The sequence below is a fragment of the Streptomyces sp. NPDC050534 genome (assembly GCF_044457745.1).
Taxonomy (GTDB): Bacteria; Actinomycetota; Actinomycetes; order Streptomycetales; family Streptomycetaceae; genus Streptomyces.
Window position 1 is genome coordinate 129,150 of the sequence record NZ_JBITHF010000018.1, and the last position, 19,323, is coordinate 148,472.

Consider the following 19,323-nt stretch of genomic DNA (forward strand, 5'->3'; position numbering starts at 1 on the left):
TTCAGGCCACCGTCGCCGTCGCGCGCGTGGTCGACGCGATCGTCGCCGAGCCCACCACGCGCGTGCCGTCGTACAGGACGATCGCCTGGCCGGGGGCGACGCCGCGGACCGGCTCCGTGAAGGTCACGTCGAGGGTGCCGTCGGCCAGCTCGGCCCGCACCTCGGTCTCGCCGCCGTGGGCGCGGAGCTGGGCGGTGTACGTGCCGGGGCCGGAGGGTGCCACTCCGCACCAGCGCGGCTTGACGGCGGTCAGCGCGGTGACGTCCAGGGCCGTGGCCGGGCCGACCGTCACCGTGTTGTCGACCGGCGAGATGTCGAGCACGTAGCGCGGCTTGCCGTCGGGCGCCGGGGTGCCGATGCGCAGGCCCTTGCGCTGGCCGATGGTGAAGCCGTACGCGCCCTCGTGGGTGCCGAGCCTGGCGCCGGACTCGTCCACGATGTCGCCCTCCGCCTTGCCCAGCCGCGAGGCCAGGAAGCCCTGGGTGTCGCCGTCGGCGATGAAGCAGATGTCGTGCGAGTCCGGCTTCTTGGCGACCGCGAGGCCGCGGCGCTCGGCCTCGGCGCGGATCTCGTCCTTGGTGGTGACCGTGTCGCCCAGCGGGAACAGGGCGTGCGCCAGCTGCCTGTCGTCGAGGACCCCGAGGACGTACGACTGGTCCTTGGCCATGTCGGACGCGCGGTGCAGCTCGCGCGTGCCGTCCTCGGTCACGACCACCTTGGCGTAGTGACCGGTGCAGACCGCGTCGAAGCCGAGGGCCAGCGCCTTGTCCAGCAGGGCGGCGAACTTGATCTTCTCGTTGCAGCGCAGGCAGGGGTTCGGGGTGCGGCCGGCCTCGTACTCGGCGACGAAGTCCTCCACCACGTCCTCCCGGAAGCGGTCGGCGAGGTCCCAGACGTAGAACGGGATGCCGATGACGTCGGCGGCCCGGCGGGCGTCGCGCGAGTCCTCGATGGTGCAACAGCCACGCGCGCCCGTGCGGAACGACTGCGGGTTCGCGGACAACGCCAGATGGACACCGGTCACGTCGTGGCCGGCCTCGGCGGCGCGGGCGGCGGCGACGGCGGAGTCCACTCCGCCGGACATGGCGGCGAGTACGCGAAGAGGGCGAGGGCGCTGCGGGGTGTCAGTCATAACCCCTCAAGAGTAAGGGGGGCACGGGAACCCGAGCCCACGAGTATCCGTTGGTGATCACATGGGGGACACGAGGAGCGACTCGGACCGGCGGATCGGGCGCCGCGCGCTGCTGGTCGGCGGGGCGGCGGCCGCCGTCGGCACGGCCGTCCTGGCGCGCGAGGAGCTGTCACATCTGTGGTGGCGGATGCCGGGGGTGGAGAAGCCGCGCACGCCGGGTGCGGTCGACTTCCGGGGCGCGCAGTGGATGGCGGCCTCCTCGGCGAACTACCGCCGTGCCGACCGGCCCGCGGACTACGCGATAGACCGGGTGGTCGTCCATGTCACCCAGGGCAGCTTCGCGAGCACGGTCAAGGTCTTCCAGGACCCGCGCCACCGGGCCGCGGCCCACTACATCGTCCGCAAGGACGGCGGGGTCACGCAGATGATCCGCGAACTGGACGTGGCGTTCCACGCGGGCAACCGGGAGTACAACGAACGCAGCGTCGGCATCGAGCACGAGGGCTTCGTGGAGCACGCGTCCTCGTTCACGGACGCGATGTACGCCGCCTCCGCGCGCCTGACGGCGGGGATCTGCCGGCGCTACGGCATACCCGTCGACCGCGGGCACATCATCGGCCACGTGGAGGTGCCGGGCACGGACCACACCGACCCGGGGCCGTACTGGGACTGGGACCGGTACATACGGCTCGTGCACCGGGCGTCGTCCACGAAGGCGTAGGCCGTCAGGTCAGTCCCGCCGCGCGGGCACGCTCGACCGCCGGGCCGATCGCCTTCGCCAGCGCTTCGACGTCCGCCTCCGTGGAGGTGTGGCCGAGGGAGAAGCGCAGGGTGCCGCGGGCCAGGTCGGGGTCGGTGCCGATGGCCAGCAGGACGTGGCTGGGCTGGGCGACGCCCGCGGTGCAGGCGGAGCCGGTGGAGCACTCGATGCCCTGGGCGTCGAGCAGGAGCAGCAGCGAGTCGCCCTCGCAGCCGGGGAAGGTGAAGTGGGCGTTGGCCGGCAGGCGGTCGATCGGGTCGCCGCCGAGGATCGCGTCCGGGACGGCCGCGCGGACCGCCTCGACCAGGCTGTCGCGCAGGGCGCCGATCTCGGCCGCGAACCACTCGCGCCGCTCGGTGGCCAGCCGCGCGGCCACCGCGAAGGAGGCGACGGCCGGCACGTCGAGGGTGCCGGAGCGGACGTGGCGCTCCTGTCCGCCGCCGTGCAGGACGGGGACGGGGGTGTGCTCACGGCCGAGGACCAGGGCGCCGATGCCGTACGGGCCGCCGATCTTGTGGCCCGAGACCGTCATCGCGGCGAGGCCGGAGGCGGTGAAGTCGACGGGGACCTGGCCGAAGGCCTGGACGGCGTCGGAGTGCAGCGGGATGCCGAACTCCTGTGCCACGTCGGCGAGTTCACGGACCGGCAGAACGGTGCCGATCTCGTTGTTGGCCCACATCACGGTGGCCAGGGCGACGTCGTCGGGGTTGCGGGCGATCACCTCGCGCAGCGCCTCGGGGTGGACGCGCCCGTGGGCGTCGACCGGGAGGTACTCGACCGTGGCGCCCTCGTGTTCGCCGAGCCAGTGGACGGCGTCAAGGACGGCGTGGTGCTCGACGGGGCTGGACAGGACGCGGGTACGGGCCGGGTCGGCGTCGCGGCGGGACCAGTACAGGCCCTTCACGGCGAGGTTGTCGGCCTCGGTGCCGCCGGAGGTGAGAACGACCTCGCTGGGGCGGGCGCCGAGCGCTTCCGCGAGGGTCTCACGGGCCTCCTCGACGGTACGGCGGGCCTGCCGGCCTGAGGCGTGAAGAGAGGAGGCGTTGCCCGTGACGCTCAGTTGGGCTGTCATCGCCTCGACTGCCTCGGGGAGCATCGGGGTGGTCGCGGCGTGGTCGAGGTAAGCCATGGTGCCCCGATTCTACGGGGCGTTCGTGAGGGGCCTCGTGTCAAGGTCCCCCTGTGCTGCAGCCAGGTCGCGCTTGGCCCGCGCTGCCCTTGACGTCGTCGGCAAGGTACCCGGCGCTGCAGGCCGTGCCCACCCGTTCCGTCCTGCGGAACGAATGCCCACGGCGGTAGGTGCTGTCACAGGCTCCAGGACACGGTGTTGGAGAGCTGCATCGCGATCGCCAGGACCGCGAGGTCGGCGACGCCCAGGGTCAGGCCCAGGAAGGCACGCCCGCGGCGGGCCGTGCCGCGCCAGAGGGCCGCGGCGGCCAGGGCGATGGCGATGGGGCCGAGGAAGACGTTGAGGACCAGCAGGCCGAGCAGGCCGAGGATGAAGGACGCGACGGCCATGCCGTCGGCGTCGCGGCGCGGTGTCGTGGTGGTGCGGCGCGTGGCCGGTGCGGTGAGTTGCATGACGGGTCAGCTCCAGGAAGCCGTAGGGATGGTCGGTCAGTGCGTGGACGTGTGGCGGCGGCGGCCGTTGCGCTCGCGGAGCGCGAAGATGCCGAGCCAGGCGGCGATGACGGCGGCCGCGACGAGCGTGAACGCGAACGGCGCGTGGGCCACGGTGCCCAGCACCGCGCCGAACAGCATCAGTGCGGCGACAAGGAACAGCATGGGATGGATCCCCCTCCGGGTTACGGTTCGGTGAACAGTTGTAGTAACACTTGTTCACTGACTACAGAGTCTAGCGTGCCGTACGGCTTTCCAAATCCAGAGAACAGTTGTTAACTGGATGACATGAGTCACACCCTCGGCATCCGGCAGGCCCAGAAGCAGAAGACCAGGCAGGCGCTCCTCGACGCGGCGCTCGCCCTGCTGGAGGAGCAGAGCCTGAGCAGCCTGGGTCTGCGCGAGGTCACCCGTGCCGTCGGCGTCGCCCCCACCGCCTTCTACCGGCACTTCCGTTCCATCCCGGATCTCGGTGTTGCCCTGGTCGAGGAGGCGCTGGGCAGCCTGCACCCGATGATCCGGACGACGGTGACCTCGGCGGACAACAGCGAGGAACGCATCGCGCGCGCTATCGAGTTGATCGCCGGTCATGTCGACGCGTACCCCTCCCATGTCCGTTTCATCGCCCGTGAGCGACATGGCGGAGTTCAGCCGGTGCGGGATGCCATCCGGGACCAACTGGCCCGGTTCGCCGAGGAGGTACGGGACGAGCTCGCCAAGGACCCGCAGTCCACGGGCTGGAGCGACGACGACCTGCTCATGCTGGCCCATCTGTACGTGGACCAGATGCTCATCACCGCCTCGCTGTTCCTCGAGGCCATGGAAGGCGCGGACGGGGACCGGGAGCGGGTGGCGCACGTGGCCTCGCGGCAGATGCGGCTCATCAGCATCGGGCGCCGTCACTGGCTGGACTGAGCTGCGACACGCAGGGGCGGCACCCCCGCCCACCGGGTGTGCCCGCCCCTGCCGTACGACGTGGAGAATCAGCCCTGACCCCCGCCCGGGCCGCCACCACAACCGGCGCCGCCACCGGGGCCACCCTGCCCGCCCTGCCCGCCCCCCGGCATCCCGGACGGCGCACCGCTCGGCATCCCCGAGGGCATCCCTGTAGACCTACCGGACGGCTTGGCAGCCGCCTTGCCTGTCGGGGCCCCCGACGGGGCCCCCGAAGGCGCACCGCTCGGCATCCCGGACCGGTTCCCGGTCGGCGCCGAACACGCCTGCCGCTGGCCGGAGTTGCCACTGCCCGAGGACGACGAGTCGCCGGAACCGCAGGCGGTCAGGGCCAGAGGCGAGAGCACCAGCAGGGCCACCGCGGGAACGAGACGCACGCGCTGCATGAGAAACAACTCCAAGAAGGATGAGGGACTCCTGAAGCCGGCACTCAATCAACGGCGCTTAGGGCTTCCTTGGGGACGGCCTGTCCGTGGCCTGTGGTTCGGGCAAAGAGGGGTACAGGCCCATGACGGAGGCGGCCGCGGCGGCCAGTTCCGCGCGTACCTCGGTCGGTTCCAGCACCTCGACGGTGTCGGCGAACTGAAGGAGCTGACGGGCCTCGCGCACGACGCCGTACGACAGCCGTACGGTCACCCACTCCTCCCCGCCGTCCCCGTCACCGTCCCCGCCCCCGTCGCCCGCACCGCCGTCGGGCAGCTCGGCGAGCTGCGAGGCGTTCAGGCGCAGGAACATGTCGAGGCGGTCGCGCCGGACCCGGACGGTGACGTCGAGTCCGCCGGGCCGCTCCTCCACCTGGCGGCGCAACACCTCCCAGACGTCGGCGAGTTCGACACCGGGGCGGCGCCGCACATCGTCGCCCAGGACGGTGGCGGACTGCACCCGGTCGACGCGGAAGAGCCGTGGCGCCGTCCCGCGGTCGGCCACCAGGTACCAGACGCCGGCCTTCGACACGAGGCCGTACGGGTCGACGGTGTACGTCCGCGCCTGCCGCTGTCCGCTGTGCCGGTAGCGCAGCCGCAGCCGGCGGTCGGCGAAGACGGCGTCCTGGAGGGTGTCGAGGTCGACGGCGGGCTGCGGACCGCCCTTCCAGCGCGTGGCGTCGACGAGGATGCGGCGGGAGGTCACCTCGGCGGCGGGGCGGTGCGGCGCCGGCAGCGCCGCCATCACCTTGCGCAGCGCCGAGCCGAGTGCCGCGTCCAGGCCGAGCGCGGCGTGCGCGCCCTGTGCGGCCAGGATGAACAGGGCACGGGACTCGTCCGCGGTCAGTCCGGTCACGTCCGTACGGAATCCCGCGAGCAGTTCGATGCCGCCGTGCCGCCCGCGCTCGGCGTAGACCGGGACGCCGGAGGCCGACAGGGCCTCGATGTCGCGGTAGATGGTGCGTACGGACACCTCCAGCCGCGCGGCGAGTTCGTGCGCGGGGACGCGGCCGCGGGTCTGCAGGAGCAGCAGGATCGAGAGAAGGCGGTCGGACTTCACGGGATCAGAATCGCGCCAAGGGCGGGCCGCGGCAAATGTTGACGGGATCTGTCAGGTTATGCGGGCACGCTCTCCCTCGACAGCCCGGCAGCCGGGCAGTCCCGGCAGAGAGAGGTCACCCGATGAACGCGATCGACCCGCGGCCCGTGTACGCCCGCGCCACCGAGCAGGCGGCGGCCCTGATCGGAACCGTCCGTCCCGAGCAGCTCAACGGCCCCACGCCCTGTGCCGAGTTCGACGTGCGCGCCCTGCTCGGACACGTCGTCGGCGGCACCCGGCGCATCGCGGTCGTCGGCGAGGGCGGCGACGGCATGGCGGTGCGTCCCGTCACGGACGGCGTGAAGGACGACGGCTGGCCGGCCGCGTACGAGGAGGTCCGCACGCGGGTCCTCGACGCCTGGGCGGGCGACGACCGCATGGAGGCACCGGTCCGCGTGCCCTGGGGCGAGGTCCCGGGCCGCGCGGCCCTCTCCGGCTACGTGATGGAACTGGTCACCCACACCTGGGACTTGTCCGAGTCGCTCGGTCATCCCTTGGAACTCGACCAGGAACTGGCCGAGTTCGCCCTCGCCACCGCCCGCCGCGTGCTGCCCGACCCGGACCGCGACGCGGACACACCGTTCGCCACGGCGCAGTCGGCCCCCGAAGAGGCCGACTCCTACGGGCAGTTGGCGGCCTGGCTGGGCAGGAAGCCGCTCAGCCGAGCCTGACGCGGGCCAGCTGGCGGGACTGCGCCACCAGCCGGTCCTCGCTGTCCCACACCTCCGCGTCCTCCTCCAGGAACCCGCCCGCGAGGTTGCGGGTGGTGATGGAGACGCGCAGGGGGCCGGGGGCCGGGCGGGTGCGGATGTGGACCGTGAGCTCGACCGTGGGGACCCAGCCGGAGAGGCCGATCTCGAAGGCGGTGGGCGGCAGCGCGTCCACCGCCAGCAGCAGGGAGAGCGGGTCGGCGTCGCGGCCGTCGGCGAGGCCGAACCAGGCGCGCATCTCGCCCTTGCCGGACGGGGCGCCGAGCGCCCAGCCGAGGGTCGCGGGGTCGATCTTGATCATCAGGCGGTCGGCGATCGCCGAGCTGCCGTCGACGGGCGCGCCACCCGACGGCAGTCGGACATCGGATGCAGTGTCCTGCGGGCCGAAGCACTGGTCCATGGGCGGGAACGCGGGCGGCACGGCGGTCGTGCGCACGTCCTCCGGCAGCGCGTCCAGGTCGCCGTAGGAGGCGAGGACGCGGATGCGCTCCACCTCGCGCCCCTCTTCGTCGTACTGGAAGAGGGAGGCCTGGCCGGTGGAGAGCGTGCGGCCGCCACGCACCAGTTCCGTGCGGACCACCGCCGGTCCCGGCTGGGACGCGGTGAGGTAGTGGGCCGAGATGGTGAACGGGTCGCGGTGCGGCAGGGCGTCGCCGAGGGCGCGGCCCAGGACGGCCAGCAGATAACCGCCGTTGACGGCGTTGATGATGGTCCAGCCGGCGGAGAGGTCGATGTCGTACACGCCGGGCTCGCGCAGGGTGAGCGCGGTGTCCCGGTCGAACTCGCTGTCGCCGACGGCGGCCCTCGTGGCCGCTGCGGAAGCTGCTTCTGGCATGCCTGAACCGTACAACGAGAAACTACTAAGCGGTAGCTTTCTAGGTTAACGGCAGATGACGCACCGGCCGCTCCGCCCGGCCTTGCGGGTGAGGTTCCGGCAATTTCTTGGTAAGTGTCCCCACTCGTCCGAAACCCGGGCCCCTCCGTCCCCCTCTATGGGGACATGAGCCTCACCGGGACTCCGTTCCTCTACACGCTGATCGTGCTGTTCGCGATCGCACTGATACTGCCGCTCGTCCTGTGGTCACGCGTCCGCGGGCCGCAGGCCCTGCGCACGACCGGCCGCATGCTGATGCTGCTGTTCGCCCAGGGGACGGCGGTCGCGCTGGTCTTCGTCCTCGTCAACAACGCCAACAGCCTGTACGACAACTGGGCCGACCTCCTCGGCACCGGCAACCATGTGCAGCAGGCCGCGAACCTGGGCGCCGACGGCACCGGCGGAATAGCGCTGAAACGACTCCCCAAGATCAAGCAGGACTTCACGCAGGCAACCGGCCCCGGGATGGGCGGCGTACGCGAGACCCAGCTCAAGGGCCGCGTCTCCGGCGTGAACGCCGAGGTCTACGTGTGGCTGCCGCCGCAGTACGGCGAGCCGCGCTACCGGCACCACAGGTTCCCGGTCGTGGAGCTGCTGCCGGGCTACCCGGGCTCGGCGAAGGCGTGGTTCGGGGCGATGAAGGTGACGCAGCAGCTGGCGCCGCTGATGCGCAACGGCGAGGTCGCGCCGTTCATCCTGGTCGCTCCGCGCACCAACCTGCTGGCCGGCGTGGACACGGGCTGCGCCAACATCCCGGGCACGGTCAACGCCGACAGCTGGCTCAGCATCGACGTCCCGCGGATGGTCACGGACAACTTCCGCGCCGCACCCGCGCCCAGGGGCTGGGCGGTCGCGGGGTACTCGGCGGGCGCGCACTGCGCGGTGAAGCTGGCCGTCGCGCACCCGGGCCGCTACATGGCCGCGATCAGCATGTCCGGCTACAACGACCCGATCGGCGAACGCAACTCGCTCGCCGCGCAGAACCTCCAGGTCAGGGCCGAGAACAACCCCTACCTGCTGCTGAAGAAGGCCCTCAGCCCGCCCCGGATCGCGCTGTACATCTCCGGCCAGCCGCACGACGGCTACGAGGCCGGCATCGGCCTCGAACAGGCCGCGAAGGCACCGACGACCGTGCACGTGGTCTTCATCCCGAGGAGCGCGGGCGGCCACACCATGGCGCTGTGGCGGCCGCAGGTGGTCCCGTCCTTCCGCTGGCTCTCGGTGGAGATGGGCCAGCACCACGCCCGGAGCGGGAGTGCTACTCCTCCCGTACCGTCGAGCGCCGGTTCCAGGCACGCGGCGCTCGCCAGTGGTACTTCATCGCGAACAGGCGCAGCACGAAGGCGGTGACGACGGCGAGTCCGCTGGTGAACGGGGTGAGGGCGTCGTAGCGGATGCACAGGACGACCATGGTCGCGCCGACCATGGCGGGGACCGCGTACAGGTCACGGTCCCAACGCAGCAGGGAGGGGACCTCGTTGGCGAGGACGTCCCGGAGCACGCCACCGCCCACGGCGGTGGCGAGCCCGAGGGTGGCCGACGAGGTGAGGTTCAGCCCGTACTCGTACGCCTTGGTCGTCCCGGCGACGCAGAACAGGCCGAGGCCGGCCGCGTCGAAGACGTTCACGCCGACCTGGATGCGCTCGACGTGCGGATGGAGGAAGACGACCATGAGGGCGGCGAGCAGCGGAGTGATGAAGTAGCCGAGGTCCGTGAAGGCGGCGGGCGGCACGGCACCGATGACCAGGTCCCGGAACAGTCCTCCGCCCAGCGCGGTGACCTCGGCGAGGACGGCGATGCCGAAGACGTCGAAGTTCTTGCGGACGGCCAGCAGCGCGCCGGAGATGGCGAACACGAAGATGCCAACGAGGTCGAGCGTGTGCTGGACGGAGGGGCTGAACAGTTGCTGAAGCACCCCACATTCTTACTCAGGGTCGCTAGAGGGCGGGCTTGCCCGTCGTGTAGAGCCACTTGTGGAACAGGTCCTCGAGCTTCTGCCCGGAGACCCGCTCGGCGAGCTGGATGAACTGCCGCGTGTTCGCGTTGCCGTAGCGGTGCAGGTGCGTCCAGGCCGGCAGCAGCTTGAAGAACGCCTTGTCACCGATCCGCTCGCGCAGCGCCTGAAGGGTCATCGCGCCGCGCTGGTAGACCGCGGACGCGAACATGGTGTCGCGCTGCGGGTCGGCGACCACGGTCTGCCAGAAGGAGCTGTCGGCCGGGCGCGCGTTGTAGCCGGCCAGGAACGAGTCGTGGGCGCTGCGGGTGCCCTGGTGCTCGGCCCAAAGCCACTGCGCGTACGTGGCGAAGCCCTCGTTCAGCCAGATGTCCTTCCAGCGCTCCACCGAGACCGAGTCTCCGAACCACTGGTGGGCCAGCTCGTGCACGATCGTCGTCTCGCTGCGCACGGCCGAGTAGGCGGGCTTGCTCTGCACCTCCAGCGAGAACCCGGCCTCCGGCATGTCGTCGACGATCGCGCCGGTCTCCTCGAAGGGGTACGGGCCGAAGACCTGCTGCCAGTAGTCGGTGGCCGCGGCGGTGACGGCGTACACGTCGACGCTGTTGCTGTTCGCCAGCACCGGGTCGATGGCGACGTAGACCGGGATCCCGGAGGGGGTCTTCCCCGTCTTCACGTCGAACTTGCCGATGGTGGCGGTCGCGAGATAGGTCGCCATAGGCCTGCTCTCGCGCCAGTGGGTGTACGTCGAGGCGCCCTTGTCGTACGTCGACACCAGCCGGCCGTTGGAGACGCCCGTCAGGCCCTTGGGGGCCTTGATGCGGATGTCGTAGGTGGCCTTGTCGTCCGGATGGTCGCTGGAGGGGAACCAGGTGGAGGCGGCGTTGGGCTCGCAGGCGACGAAGACTCCGTCGGCGGTCTTCATCCAGCCGTAGCTGGAGCCGAAGACGATGGGGCCGCCCAGGGCTTCGGGGACGCCGCCGTAGGTGACCGTGACCGTGAAGGTGCTGTTCCGGCGGAGCACGCCGTGCGGGGTGATGCGCAGTTCGTCGCCGTCGCGGGTGAACTCGGCGCGTCTGCCGTTCACTTCGACCTTGGTGACCTCCAGTTTCTGCAGGTCGAGGTCGAAGGAGGACAGGGACTGGGTGGCCCGGGCGGTGAGCGTCGTACGGCCGTCGAGGCGGTCGGTGTCCGGGTTGTACGCCACGTCGAGCGCGTAGTGGCGGGCGTCGAAGCCGCCGTTGCCGAGATTCGGGAAGTAGGTGTCACCGATGCCGGGAGCGCCCTGGGTGGGGGCGGACGACGCGGCGATGACAAGGAAAGAGGCCGCCGCGGTAGCGAGGGCCCCTAAGCGTGCCGAACGGGAGAGTTTCATGAGCCGTCCCTTTCGAGCGTGTGCCGATAAGTCGGACACGGACGACTCTGAACTCTCCCGTTCAGTCATGTGCATGACTTTGCCAACTTGTCATGCGTTACTTGTCGGTTGACTCCTGGCTTCCGGCCTCCGGGGCGCCGGACGTCTCCGCGACCTCCGCCGCGACCGCCGCCGACGTCTCCGCCGACTCCGCCAGCACCTCGTCGGCGACCAGCTCGGCCGCCTCCTTGGCCACGGACAGCAGCACCGTGTCCTGCGGGGCCTGGTCCTCGAAGTTCTCCGGGTGGTGGCAGGCGACCTGCTGGCCGGGCCTGAGCTCCAGGAGCGGCGGCTCGGTCGTCTTGCAGATCTCCGTCGCCTTCCAGCACCGGGTGTGGAAGCGGCAGCCGCTCGGCGGGGAGATCGGCGAGGGCACGTCGCCGCGGAGCAGGATGCGCTCGCTCTTCTCGCTCTTGCGCCGCGGGTCCGGGATCGGCACCGCCGACATCAGCGCCTTGGTGTACGGGTGCATCGGCGCCTTGTACAGCGCCTCGCGGTCCGCCAGTTCGACGATCTTGCCGAGGTACATCACCGCGATCCGGTCCGAGACGTGCCGGACGACGGAGAGGTCGTGCGCGATGATCACGTACGTCAGGCCCAGCTCCTGCTGGAGGTCGTCGAGCAGGTTGACGACCTGGGCCTGGATCGACACGTCGAGCGCGGAGACCGGCTCGTCCGCCACGACCAGCTTCGGCTTCAGGGCGAGCGCCCGGGCGATGCCGATGCGCTGGCGCTGGCCGCCGGAGAACTCGTGCGGATAGCGGTTGTAGTGCTCGGGGTTGAGACCGACCACCTCCAGCAGCCGCTGCACTTCCTTCTTGATGCCGCCCTCGGGCTCGACGCCCTGGAGCCGGAAGGGAGCGCCGACGATCGTGCCGATGGTGTGGCGCGGGTTCAGCGACGAGTACGGGTCCTGGAAGATCATCTGCACGTCACGGCGCATCGGGCGCATGCCCGCCACACCGAGGTGCGTGATGTCCTTGCCCTCGAACTCGACCGTACCGCCGGTCGGTTCGAGCAGCCGGGTGATCAGCCGGCCCATCGTCGACTTGCCGCAGCCCGACTCGCCCACCACGCCCAGCGTCTCGCCGGACTTGACCTCGAAGTCGATGCCGTCGACCGCGTGCACGGCCCCGACCTGCCGCTGCAGCAGGCCCTTCTTGATCGGGAAGTGCTTCTGGAGCCCGGTCACCTTCAGCAGAGTCTCTCCGGGGGCGGCCCCGTCCTTGGTGACCACGCTGCCTCCACTCTGCGCAGGGATGCTCACAGCTTTGTCCTCGCTCACAGCTTCGGCGCAATCTCTTCGGTCCAGATACGCTCCCGCTGCTCCTGCGTCATGTGGCAGGCGGCCCAGTGCTGGCTGTCGACCTCGGTCAGCTCGGGCCGGACCGTGCGGGTGACGTTGTCCTTGGGGACGTCGGCGTACGGGCAGCGCGGGTTGAAGGCGCAGCCGGACGGGACGTTGATCAGCGAGGGCGGGGAGCCCTTGACCGGAATCAGGCGGTCCTGCTGCTCGCGGTCCAGGCGCGGCATCGAGCCGAGCAGGCCCCAGGTGTAGGGGTGGCGGGGCTCGTAGAACACCTTCTCCGCCGGACCGCGCTCGACGCAGCGGCCGCCGTACATCACCAGGATGTCGTCGGCCAGTTCGGCGACGACGCCCAGGTCGTGGGTGATGATGATGACCGCGGAGCCGAACTCCTTCTGCAGATCGCGGATCAGGTCGAGGATCTGCGCCTGGACGGTCACGTCGAGGGCGGTCGTCGGCTCGTCCGCGATGAGCAGCTCGGGGTTGTTCACCAGCGACATCGCGATCATCGCGCGCTGGCGCATACCGCCGGAGAACTCGTGCGGGTAGCCGTCCACCCGCTTGTCCGGCTGCGGGATGCCGACCCGGTCGAGCATCTCGATCGCCCGGCGGCGGGCGGTCTTCTTGTCGACGTCGTGGTGGATCCGGTACGCCTCCACGATCTGCTGACCGATCGTGTAGTACGGGTGCAGCGCGGACAGCGGGTCCTGGAAGATCATCGACATCTGCCGGCCGCGCAGCTTGCGCACCTCGTCCGGGTTGGCGGTCAGCAGCTCGGTGCCGTCCAGCCAGATCTCCCCGGAGATCTGCGCCTTGCGCTTGCCGTACTGGCCGGCGGTGTGCAGGCCCATGATGCCGAGCGAGGTCACCGACTTGCCGGAACCCGACTCGCCCACGATGCCGAGGGTCTTGCCCTTCTCCAGCTTGAAGGACAGCCCGTCGACGGACTTGACCAGACCGTCGTCGGTCGGGAAGTGCACCTTCAGGTCGCGCACTTCCAGGAAGGAGGTCGGGGCCGGCGAGGCCGAGGTGGGTTCGCCCACGGCTGCTCCGGTCTTGCTGAGTTCGGTCATGCGAGCCTCACTCGGGGGTCGATCACGGCGTACAGGACGTCCACCACGAGGTTGGCGATGAGTACCGCGAGGGAGGTGATCAGGGTGACGCCCAGGATGATGGGCAGGTCCTGGTTCTTGATGCCGTTCAGGACCGCCTGGCCGAGGCCGGGCAGGCTGAACGTCGTCTCGGTCAGGATCGCGCCGCCGATGAGGGCGCCGAGGTCCATGCCGAGCATGGTGAGGATGGGCGTCATCGTGGAGCGCATGGCGTGCTTGCGGATGACGACCTGCTCCTTGAGGCCCTTCGCGCGCGCCGTGCGGATGTAGTCCTCACCGAGGACCTCCAGCATGGTGGCGCGGGTGATCCGGGCATACATGGCCGCGTACAGGAACGCGAGGGTGACCCACGGCAGGATCATGCCGCCCAGCCAGCCGGTGAAACTCTGACTCAGGGGCACGTACTGGCCGTCGATCCACCCCAGCCCGTAGCTGAAGATCGCCAGCGAGAGCAGACCCGTGAAGTAGATCGGGAGCGACACACCGCTGAGGGCGATGACCATCGCGCCGCGGTCCCAGAGGCTGCCCCGCTTGAGCGCGGAGAGCACACCGGCGGAGACACCGAAGACCAGCCACAGCACGGCGGCACCGAGCGCCAGACCCAGGGTCACCGGGAAGCGGTCGGTCAGCACCGGCCACACGGCCTGCTCGCTGCGGAAGGAGTAGCCGAAGCACGGCGCGGAGCAGTGGGTGATATCGCCGCCGGCCGCGTACGTGCGGCCCACGAAGATGCCCTTGAAGAAGTGCCAGACCTGCACGAAGACCGGGTCGCTCAGACCCAGCTTCGTCCGGACGGCTTCCACCGCCGCGGGGTCCGCCTGCTTGCCCACGAAGCTCGTGGCGATGTCCACGCCCGCCCACTTGGGGACGAGGAAGAAGATGCTGAAGACCACCAGGATGATGACCACCAGCATCACTGCGGCGGCGAACAGCCGCCTGATGAGGTAAGCGAGCACAGCTTACGGCCCGCCGCGGACCGCGGGCCGCCGGAGATTGTCCGGTGGCCCGCGGTCACGCCGCGCCGGCCTTCACCTGCCTTTCGTGCCGTTCGGCGGGTGTGCCGGGAATTACTTCGTGGACTTCAGGCCGAGGTTGACGAAGTCGTAGTAACCGCTGTACGCGTTCGTCGTGTACACGTTGCCCACGTTCGAGCCGCGGAAGTTGAGCAGCCGCTCGAAGGTGAAGGGCAGGTAGTACGCACCCTCACTGACCTTGTGGTTGATCTCCGTGGAGATCTGGGTCTTCTTCGCCTCGTCCGTCGCCTTGGTCGCGTTGTACTGGTCGAAGAGGCCGTCGATCGTCTTGTCCTTGATCATGGCGTAGTTGTTGTTACCGCTCTGGAGGATGTAGTTGCTGCTCCACAGCGGGATGCCATAGCCCTGGACGCTCGGGAAGTCGGGACCCCAGCCCATGATGATGATGCCGAGCTTCTTCTTCTCGACGTTGGCCGGGGCACCGATGATGCCGGCGCTCTGCGAACCGTCGTACTGGTAGATGTCGGCGTTGATGCCGACCTTCTTCAGCGCCGCCTGCAGGGACGTGGCCGTGGCCACCTCCTGCTGCTTGTTGTTGCGGACCGCGATGGTGGTCTTGAAGCCGTTCGGCTGACCGCAGGCCTTCAGCTCCTGCTTGGCCAGGCTGTCGTTGCCGTTCTTGTTCTCACCGGCGATCTTGTACGGGTCGTACTTCTGGCCCTCGGCGCCCGGGACGGACGGCGGGAGCATGTTGGTGCCGATGAGGCCACCGGCGACCGGGCCACCGCGCGCGGTCTGCAGCGACACGTGGTCGGCCGCGTAGATCACGGCCTTGCGGCAGTGGATGTTGTCGAACGGCTTGACCGTCTGCGGGAAGACCGCGTAGCGGATGAAGCCGGAGACCGGGTTGTCCAGGTTGGCCTTGTGCTGCTTCAGGGCGATGGTGCGGCCCTGCGGGCCAAGACCCGTCTGGCTGGCGTCGATGTCGTAGTCGCCGTTGATCAGACGCTGGTCGGAGTCGCTCTGGTTGGACGAGATGGTGAGCGAGATCTTGTCCGGGTAGGCCTTGCGGACCGGGTCCGAGGAGGCCTTCCAGTTGGTGTTGCGGACCAGCACCAGCGACTTGCCCGGGCTGTACGACTGGAACTTGTACGGACCCGAGGAGAACGGGTGCAGACCGTACTTGGACTTGGTGTCCTTGTCCTGGCGGACCGGCGAGGCCGAGGTCATGGCCAGCACCTGCTTGAAGTCGGAGTTCGCCGACGGCAGGTGGAAGACGATCGTCTTGGCGTCAGGCGTGTCGATCGCCTTCAGGCCCAGCTTGTCCTTCGACGTGTCCTTGTACGGGCCCTTGTAGGTGGCCTTGGGGTCGAGCATCTGCTGCAGGTAGACCGGACCGCCGGACAGGACGTCCTGCGCCCAGGAACGCTCGATGCCGTACTTGATGTCCTGGGAGGTGATCGGCTTGCCGTCCTCCCAGGTGATCCCGTCACGCAGCTTGAACGTGTACGTCTTGCCGTCGGCCGAGACCTGGCCCTCGTCGGCCGCGAGGTCGGGCGTGACCTCGGCGCCCTTGGCGCCCGGCTCGGTCTTGTAGGTGAGCAGCTGACGGCTGTAGTAGCGGGAGAAGTCCCACATGAAGCCGTAGTAACCACGCGTGGTGTCCCACGAGTCGGCGTCCTGGGTGCTGACGAACTTCAGTTCGCCGCCCTTCTTGACCGCGGAGGCCTGGGCGACCTTGTTGTTCGCAGCGTCGAAGCCGGCTGCGCCGCTCTTCGAACCACCGCTGTCGTTGCCGCCGCCGCACGCCGCCGTGGTCAGCAGCGCAGCGACCCCGACAGCAGCGGCCAGTGCCTGCTTACGCCGCCCTGAGGTGCGTTGGGTAGTCACGATCTCGGATCCTCCGGTGTTGATGAGAGACCCCGTGGCTGAGCTCACGGGACGCTGGGGGTACGGCAGTTCAGCGGGAGCCCTTCGGGTCGAGCGCGTCACGCACGCCGTCGCCGAAGAGGTTGAAGGCCAGCACGGTGATGAAGATCGCCACACCCGGAACCACCATGAACATGGGGTCCGAGTCGTAGTAGTCGATCGCCGTCGAGAGCATCTGCCCCCAGGACGAGGTGGGCGGCTTGACGCCCACACCCAGGAAGCTGAGTGCCGCCTCGGTCAGGATGTTGGTGGGGATCATCATCGTCGTGTAGACGATGATGGGCGCGACGAGGTTGGGCAGCAGCTCCTTGAACAGGATGTACATCCGCCCGCCGCCCAGGGACCGGGCGGCCTCGACGTATTCGCGCTCGCGCAGCGACAGCGTCTGACCGCGCACCACGCGCCCGATGTAGGGCCAGCCGAAGAACCCGATGACCAGGATCATCACGAAGACGCGCACGCTCGAACCGGTCAGGCCGAGCATCTCGTTCGGCATGACGGACACGAGGGCGATGATGAAGAGCAGCTGCGGGAAGGCGAGCAGGCCGTCCATGATGCGGCTGATGACCGAGTCGACCCAGCCGCCGAAGAAGCCGGCCAGGATGCCCAGGACCGTGCCGAGCACGACGGCGACGATCGCGGACAGGAAGCCGACGAGGAGCGAGATCCGCGCGCCGTAGAGGACGCGGGCGAAGATGTCGCGGCCGTTGACCGGCTCGACACCCAGCAGGTGATCGGCGCTGATGCCGCCCAGGGAGCCCTTGGGCGTCCCGAACAGCGGGTCGATCAGGCTCTCGTGGTAGGCGTCCGGATCCTGCCCGACCAGGTTCGCGAGCCAGGGAGCGAGCACGGCGATCACGATCAGGGCGAGCACGACGACGCCGCCCGCGAGGGCGAGCTTGTCCCGCTTGAGCCGCTCCCAGGCGATCCGGCCCAAGGATCGGCCCTGAACAGCCTTTTCACCGGCGGTGGCAACCGCCGCTTCCTCGGCCGCGCTCGGAGCCGCTTCCGCGGTCGGCTCGTGGATTGGTGCCGTCATCTGGCAGGGACCCCTCTCAACCGGCGGTAGCCGGCCCGCACTTGCCGCTGTAGCGGCGTGATCAGTCCGTCGTACATGGGGGCGAACCCCTCTGGAGCGGGAGTCTTCAACGCTTTGGCGATCTGTTGCCAGACTTGGCGGTGAATGGATGCGCAAACGTGATGCGGGCTGGTGTGTTCCGTTATCCGGACAGCAGGTTACGGCCGTCGGACACGGGTCATTTCGGACATCTACGGAAACTTCAGGTTCTTCCGGCGCTATCTACGCGCGCAGATCACCTGGGGTTCCGGCACGGACCAGGGTGTCGTCTCAGTATCCGCCATGCACCGGTGGGTAGCCGTAGCCGCCCGCCGGGGCCTGCGCCGGAGCCGCCGCGTGGGCCTCGCGATCGTAGAAGGGGCGGGCGCTCGCACGCATCCAGAGGGCCACGGGGTCGTACTCGTCGGACATCGCCACCGTCGACACCGGCAGCCCGTCCGGGACGGCGCCGATCGACTGCTGCATCATCGCCCGTACCGAGTCCACGGCGGGCGGGCTGGTGTCGTACACGTCCAGTCCGATGGCGAGGTACGGCGCGCCGAGCGCCGGCTGCACCCATGCGCGGCGCAGCGAGCGGACGGCCGGGGTGCGGTGGGCGTTCTGCGTGAGCAGGGCGTAGAACTGCGGGATCTCCAGTGCGGGTTCCGTCAGCCGCAGGGGGCCGGCGGCCTGGCGCTCCAGGCCGGTGGCGATGCGGCGCAGGTCCAGCCAGGGGATGCCCACGCCGCCGCCCGGGGCGTGCGGGTTGAGCCAGAGGCCGAAGTGGTCGGGGTACAGGGTGCGGGCGACGTCCAGGCCGTCGATCACCTCGTACGACCTGTTCCAGCCGCTGGCCGAGAGCTCCTGGGCGGAGGTGACGCAGGGCGCGTAGCCGTAGCCCTCGACCTCCATGTTGCCGTACTGGGCGTCCGGGGAGCCCGCCTGGCCGTGCCACAGGAGCATCCAGACCTGGCCGGAGCCCGGGGTCGCGAGTGCGCGGAGGAGTGCCTCGTAGGCGTCGTAGCGCCCTGGCGTCACCTGGCGCAGCATCTGCTCGACGCTGCCGCTGAGGCTCGCGCTCACGTGTCGTACCGCCCCTTCGAAGAATGCCCCGCGTTCTTGCTGACAGCTTAAGCGCCCGGTGGCCCGGGACCGGTGGTGTCCACGGCGAGCTCCGCGGCGGCTACAGGTGATCCCTCGTATAGAAAGGGCGTACCTGTTCGCGCATCCAGTTCGCCACCGGGTCGTCCGTGACGTCCAGGAGGACGAGGTTGACCGGCCACGGGGCCGGCGCCCTGGTGACGGCCCGCTCCAGCGCCTGGAGGGGAAGCGCCCTCAGGTCGCCCTCCCGGTGGGAGAGTTCGACGCCGACGAACATCACCGGGTCCGCGGTCTCCACGGCCGCCAGGCAGCGGCGGGCCGAGACGACCACGCCGGTGCCCGCGAACTCGGCGGAGGCGGCGGCCAGGAAGTCGACCGGATCGTCCTGCCAGTCCGGCTCGTAGAGGCGGACGCGGGCTCCGGTGGCGGGGCCGTCCAGCGGGGTCCGGCCCACCCGGCACAGTTCGGCGACGGCGGCCGGCGGGAGCGGGACGCCGACCACGCCGTCCGGGTTGATCGCCAGACCGACCTGCGGGGGCAGACCGCGGGCGAACTCGACCGCCGGGGCGATCGTGTACGGCATGTGGGCGCCGACGACGTGCCGGAACTGCTCCTCGGAGCTGAAGACCGGGACGTAGGCCTGGCCCTCGATCTCGAGCGAGGGCAGGTCCAGGGGGCCGCTGTGCGGGCCGCCGCCGCTCGGCAGCGGCACCCAGAGGAAGCTGCGGCCGAGCACCTCGATGATGCGGCCGCCCGCGGAGGGTATGCCGAGGGAGGCCGACAGCACCTCCTCCAGCTCGTTGCCGGGCCATCCGCCGTGCGGATGGGGGTGCGCCTGCATGGGAAAGTCCGCGGGAAGATCCGCTGGGAAGTCCATCTGTGTCCGACCGCCTGCTGAGAACCAC

The 19,323-nt window shown here is 69.8% G+C and carries 19 protein-coding genes; 4 read left to right on the forward strand and 15 right to left on the reverse strand.

The genetic code is table 11. The features are described from left to right. Position 1: 1 nt before the first annotated feature. The gene (mnmA, locus tag ACIBN2_RS41580) at positions 2 to 1,132 is read right to left on the reverse strand and encodes a tRNA 2-thiouridine(34) synthase MnmA (protein ID WP_399142675.1); all 1,131 of its coding nucleotides are present in this window, start codon (positions 1,130 to 1,132) and stop codon (positions 2 to 4) included. A 61-nt stretch (positions 1,133 to 1,193) separates the two neighbouring features. Between mnmA and ACIBN2_RS41585 the strand changes: the two genes are divergently transcribed. Next, positions 1,194 to 1,853, forward strand: a complete 660-nt coding sequence (locus ACIBN2_RS41585; RefSeq protein ID WP_399142677.1) for an N-acetylmuramoyl-L-alanine amidase — start codon at positions 1,194 to 1,196, stop codon at positions 1,851 to 1,853. 4 nt (positions 1,854 to 1,857) lie between these two features. Here ACIBN2_RS41585 and ACIBN2_RS41590 read toward each other — a convergent pair whose 3' ends face one another. The 3 genes from ACIBN2_RS41590 to ACIBN2_RS41600 form a co-directional block, all read right to left on the reverse strand. Continuing rightward, positions 1,858 to 3,021: a cysteine desulfurase family protein gene (locus ACIBN2_RS41590; protein ID WP_399142679.1), complete on the reverse strand. Its 1,164-nt coding sequence runs from the start codon at positions 3,019 to 3,021 to the stop codon at positions 1,858 to 1,860. A gap of 176 nt (positions 3,022 to 3,197) precedes the next feature. After that, positions 3,198 to 3,473, reverse strand: coding sequence for a DUF4190 domain-containing protein (locus ACIBN2_RS41595; RefSeq protein ID WP_399142681.1), 276 nt, complete (start codon positions 3,471 to 3,473; stop codon positions 3,198 to 3,200). 36 nt (positions 3,474 to 3,509) lie between these two features. Then, positions 3,510 to 3,677, reverse strand: coding sequence for a hypothetical protein (locus ACIBN2_RS41600; protein ID WP_399142683.1), 168 nt, complete (start codon positions 3,675 to 3,677; stop codon positions 3,510 to 3,512). Between the two features lie 123 nt (positions 3,678 to 3,800). Here ACIBN2_RS41600 and ACIBN2_RS41605 point away from each other — a divergent pair, with 123 nt between their 5' ends. Beyond that, positions 3,801 to 4,427 carry a TetR family transcriptional regulator gene (locus ACIBN2_RS41605; protein ID WP_399142685.1) on the forward strand — a complete coding sequence of 209 codons (627 nt, stop codon included), beginning with the start codon at positions 3,801 to 3,803 and terminating at the stop codon, positions 4,425 to 4,427. A gap of 483 nt (positions 4,428 to 4,910) precedes the next feature. Here the strand turns inward: ACIBN2_RS41605 and ACIBN2_RS41610 are convergent, their stop codons facing one another. After that, positions 4,911 to 5,948, reverse strand: a complete 1,038-nt coding sequence (locus ACIBN2_RS41610) for a helix-turn-helix transcriptional regulator (RefSeq protein ID WP_399142687.1) — start codon at positions 5,946 to 5,948, stop codon at positions 4,911 to 4,913. 122 nt (positions 5,949 to 6,070) lie between these two features. On the opposite strand from ACIBN2_RS41610, the gene ACIBN2_RS41615 reads away from it, so the two are divergent. Then, entirely contained in the window at positions 6,071 to 6,658 is a 588-nt protein-coding gene (locus tag ACIBN2_RS41615) for a TIGR03086 family metal-binding protein (RefSeq protein WP_399142689.1), read from the forward strand. Here the strand turns inward: ACIBN2_RS41615 and ACIBN2_RS41620 are convergent. Further along, on the reverse strand, positions 6,645 to 7,532 hold the full coding sequence (locus ACIBN2_RS41620; protein ID WP_399142690.1) for a thioesterase family protein: 888 nt from the start codon (positions 7,530 to 7,532) through the stop codon (positions 6,645 to 6,647). The genes ACIBN2_RS41615 and ACIBN2_RS41620 overlap by 14 nt on opposite strands. 165 nt (positions 7,533 to 7,697) lie before the next feature. Between ACIBN2_RS41620 and ACIBN2_RS41625 the strand changes: the two genes are divergently transcribed. Continuing rightward, positions 7,698 to 8,921, forward strand: a complete 1,224-nt coding sequence (locus ACIBN2_RS41625; protein ID WP_399142692.1) for an alpha/beta hydrolase — start codon at positions 7,698 to 7,700, stop codon at positions 8,919 to 8,921. Here the strand turns inward: ACIBN2_RS41625 and ACIBN2_RS41630 are convergent. The 9 genes from ACIBN2_RS41630 to ACIBN2_RS41670 all read right to left on the reverse strand — a co-directional run bounded on the left by ACIBN2_RS41630 (position 8,830) and on the right by ACIBN2_RS41670 (position 19,295). Further along, positions 8,830 to 9,486, reverse strand: a complete 657-nt coding sequence (locus ACIBN2_RS41630; RefSeq protein ID WP_399142694.1) for a trimeric intracellular cation channel family protein — start codon at positions 9,484 to 9,486, stop codon at positions 8,830 to 8,832. The two genes, ACIBN2_RS41625 and ACIBN2_RS41630, sit on opposite strands and share 92 nt — an antisense overlap. A gap of 22 nt (positions 9,487 to 9,508) precedes the next feature. Beyond that, on the reverse strand, positions 9,509 to 10,900 hold the full coding sequence (locus ACIBN2_RS41635; RefSeq protein ID WP_399142695.1) for a M1 family metallopeptidase: 1,392 nt from the start codon (positions 10,898 to 10,900) through the stop codon (positions 9,509 to 9,511). Positions 10,901 to 10,997: 97 nt separating this feature from the next. Continuing rightward, positions 10,998 to 12,206, reverse strand: a complete 1,209-nt coding sequence (locus ACIBN2_RS41640) for an ABC transporter ATP-binding protein (RefSeq protein ID WP_399142697.1) — start codon at positions 12,204 to 12,206, stop codon at positions 10,998 to 11,000. A gap of 14 nt (positions 12,207 to 12,220) precedes the next feature. Next, the gene (locus ACIBN2_RS41645) at positions 12,221 to 13,318 is read right to left on the reverse strand and encodes an ABC transporter ATP-binding protein (RefSeq protein ID WP_399142699.1); all 1,098 of its coding nucleotides are present in this window, start codon (positions 13,316 to 13,318) and stop codon (positions 12,221 to 12,223) included. Next, a complete protein-coding gene (locus ACIBN2_RS41650; protein WP_399142701.1) occupies positions 13,315 to 14,313 on the reverse strand; it encodes an ABC transporter permease in 999 nt (332 codons plus the stop codon). Before ACIBN2_RS41650 ends, ACIBN2_RS41645 begins: the two co-directional genes overlap by 4 nt. 111 nt (positions 14,314 to 14,424) lie before the next feature. Beyond that, on the reverse strand, positions 14,425 to 16,221 hold the full coding sequence (locus ACIBN2_RS41655) for an ABC transporter substrate-binding protein (protein ID WP_399142703.1): 1,797 nt from the start codon (positions 16,219 to 16,221) through the stop codon (positions 14,425 to 14,427). Between the two features lie 70 nt (positions 16,222 to 16,291). Next, positions 16,292 to 17,299 (reverse strand): ABC transporter permease, encoded by a 1,008-nt coding sequence (locus tag ACIBN2_RS41660; RefSeq protein WP_399142705.1) that lies wholly within the window; start codon positions 17,297 to 17,299, stop codon positions 16,292 to 16,294. 309 nt (positions 17,300 to 17,608) lie between these two features. Next, positions 17,609 to 18,367: an enhanced serine sensitivity protein SseB C-terminal domain-containing protein gene (locus ACIBN2_RS41665; RefSeq protein WP_399142771.1), complete on the reverse strand. Its 759-nt coding sequence runs from the start codon at positions 18,365 to 18,367 to the stop codon at positions 17,609 to 17,611. Positions 18,368 to 18,500: 133 nt separating this feature from the next. After that, entirely contained in the window at positions 18,501 to 19,295 is a 795-nt protein-coding gene (locus ACIBN2_RS41670) for an enhanced serine sensitivity protein SseB (RefSeq protein ID WP_399142707.1), read from the reverse strand. Positions 19,296 to 19,323 lie beyond the last annotated feature (28 nt).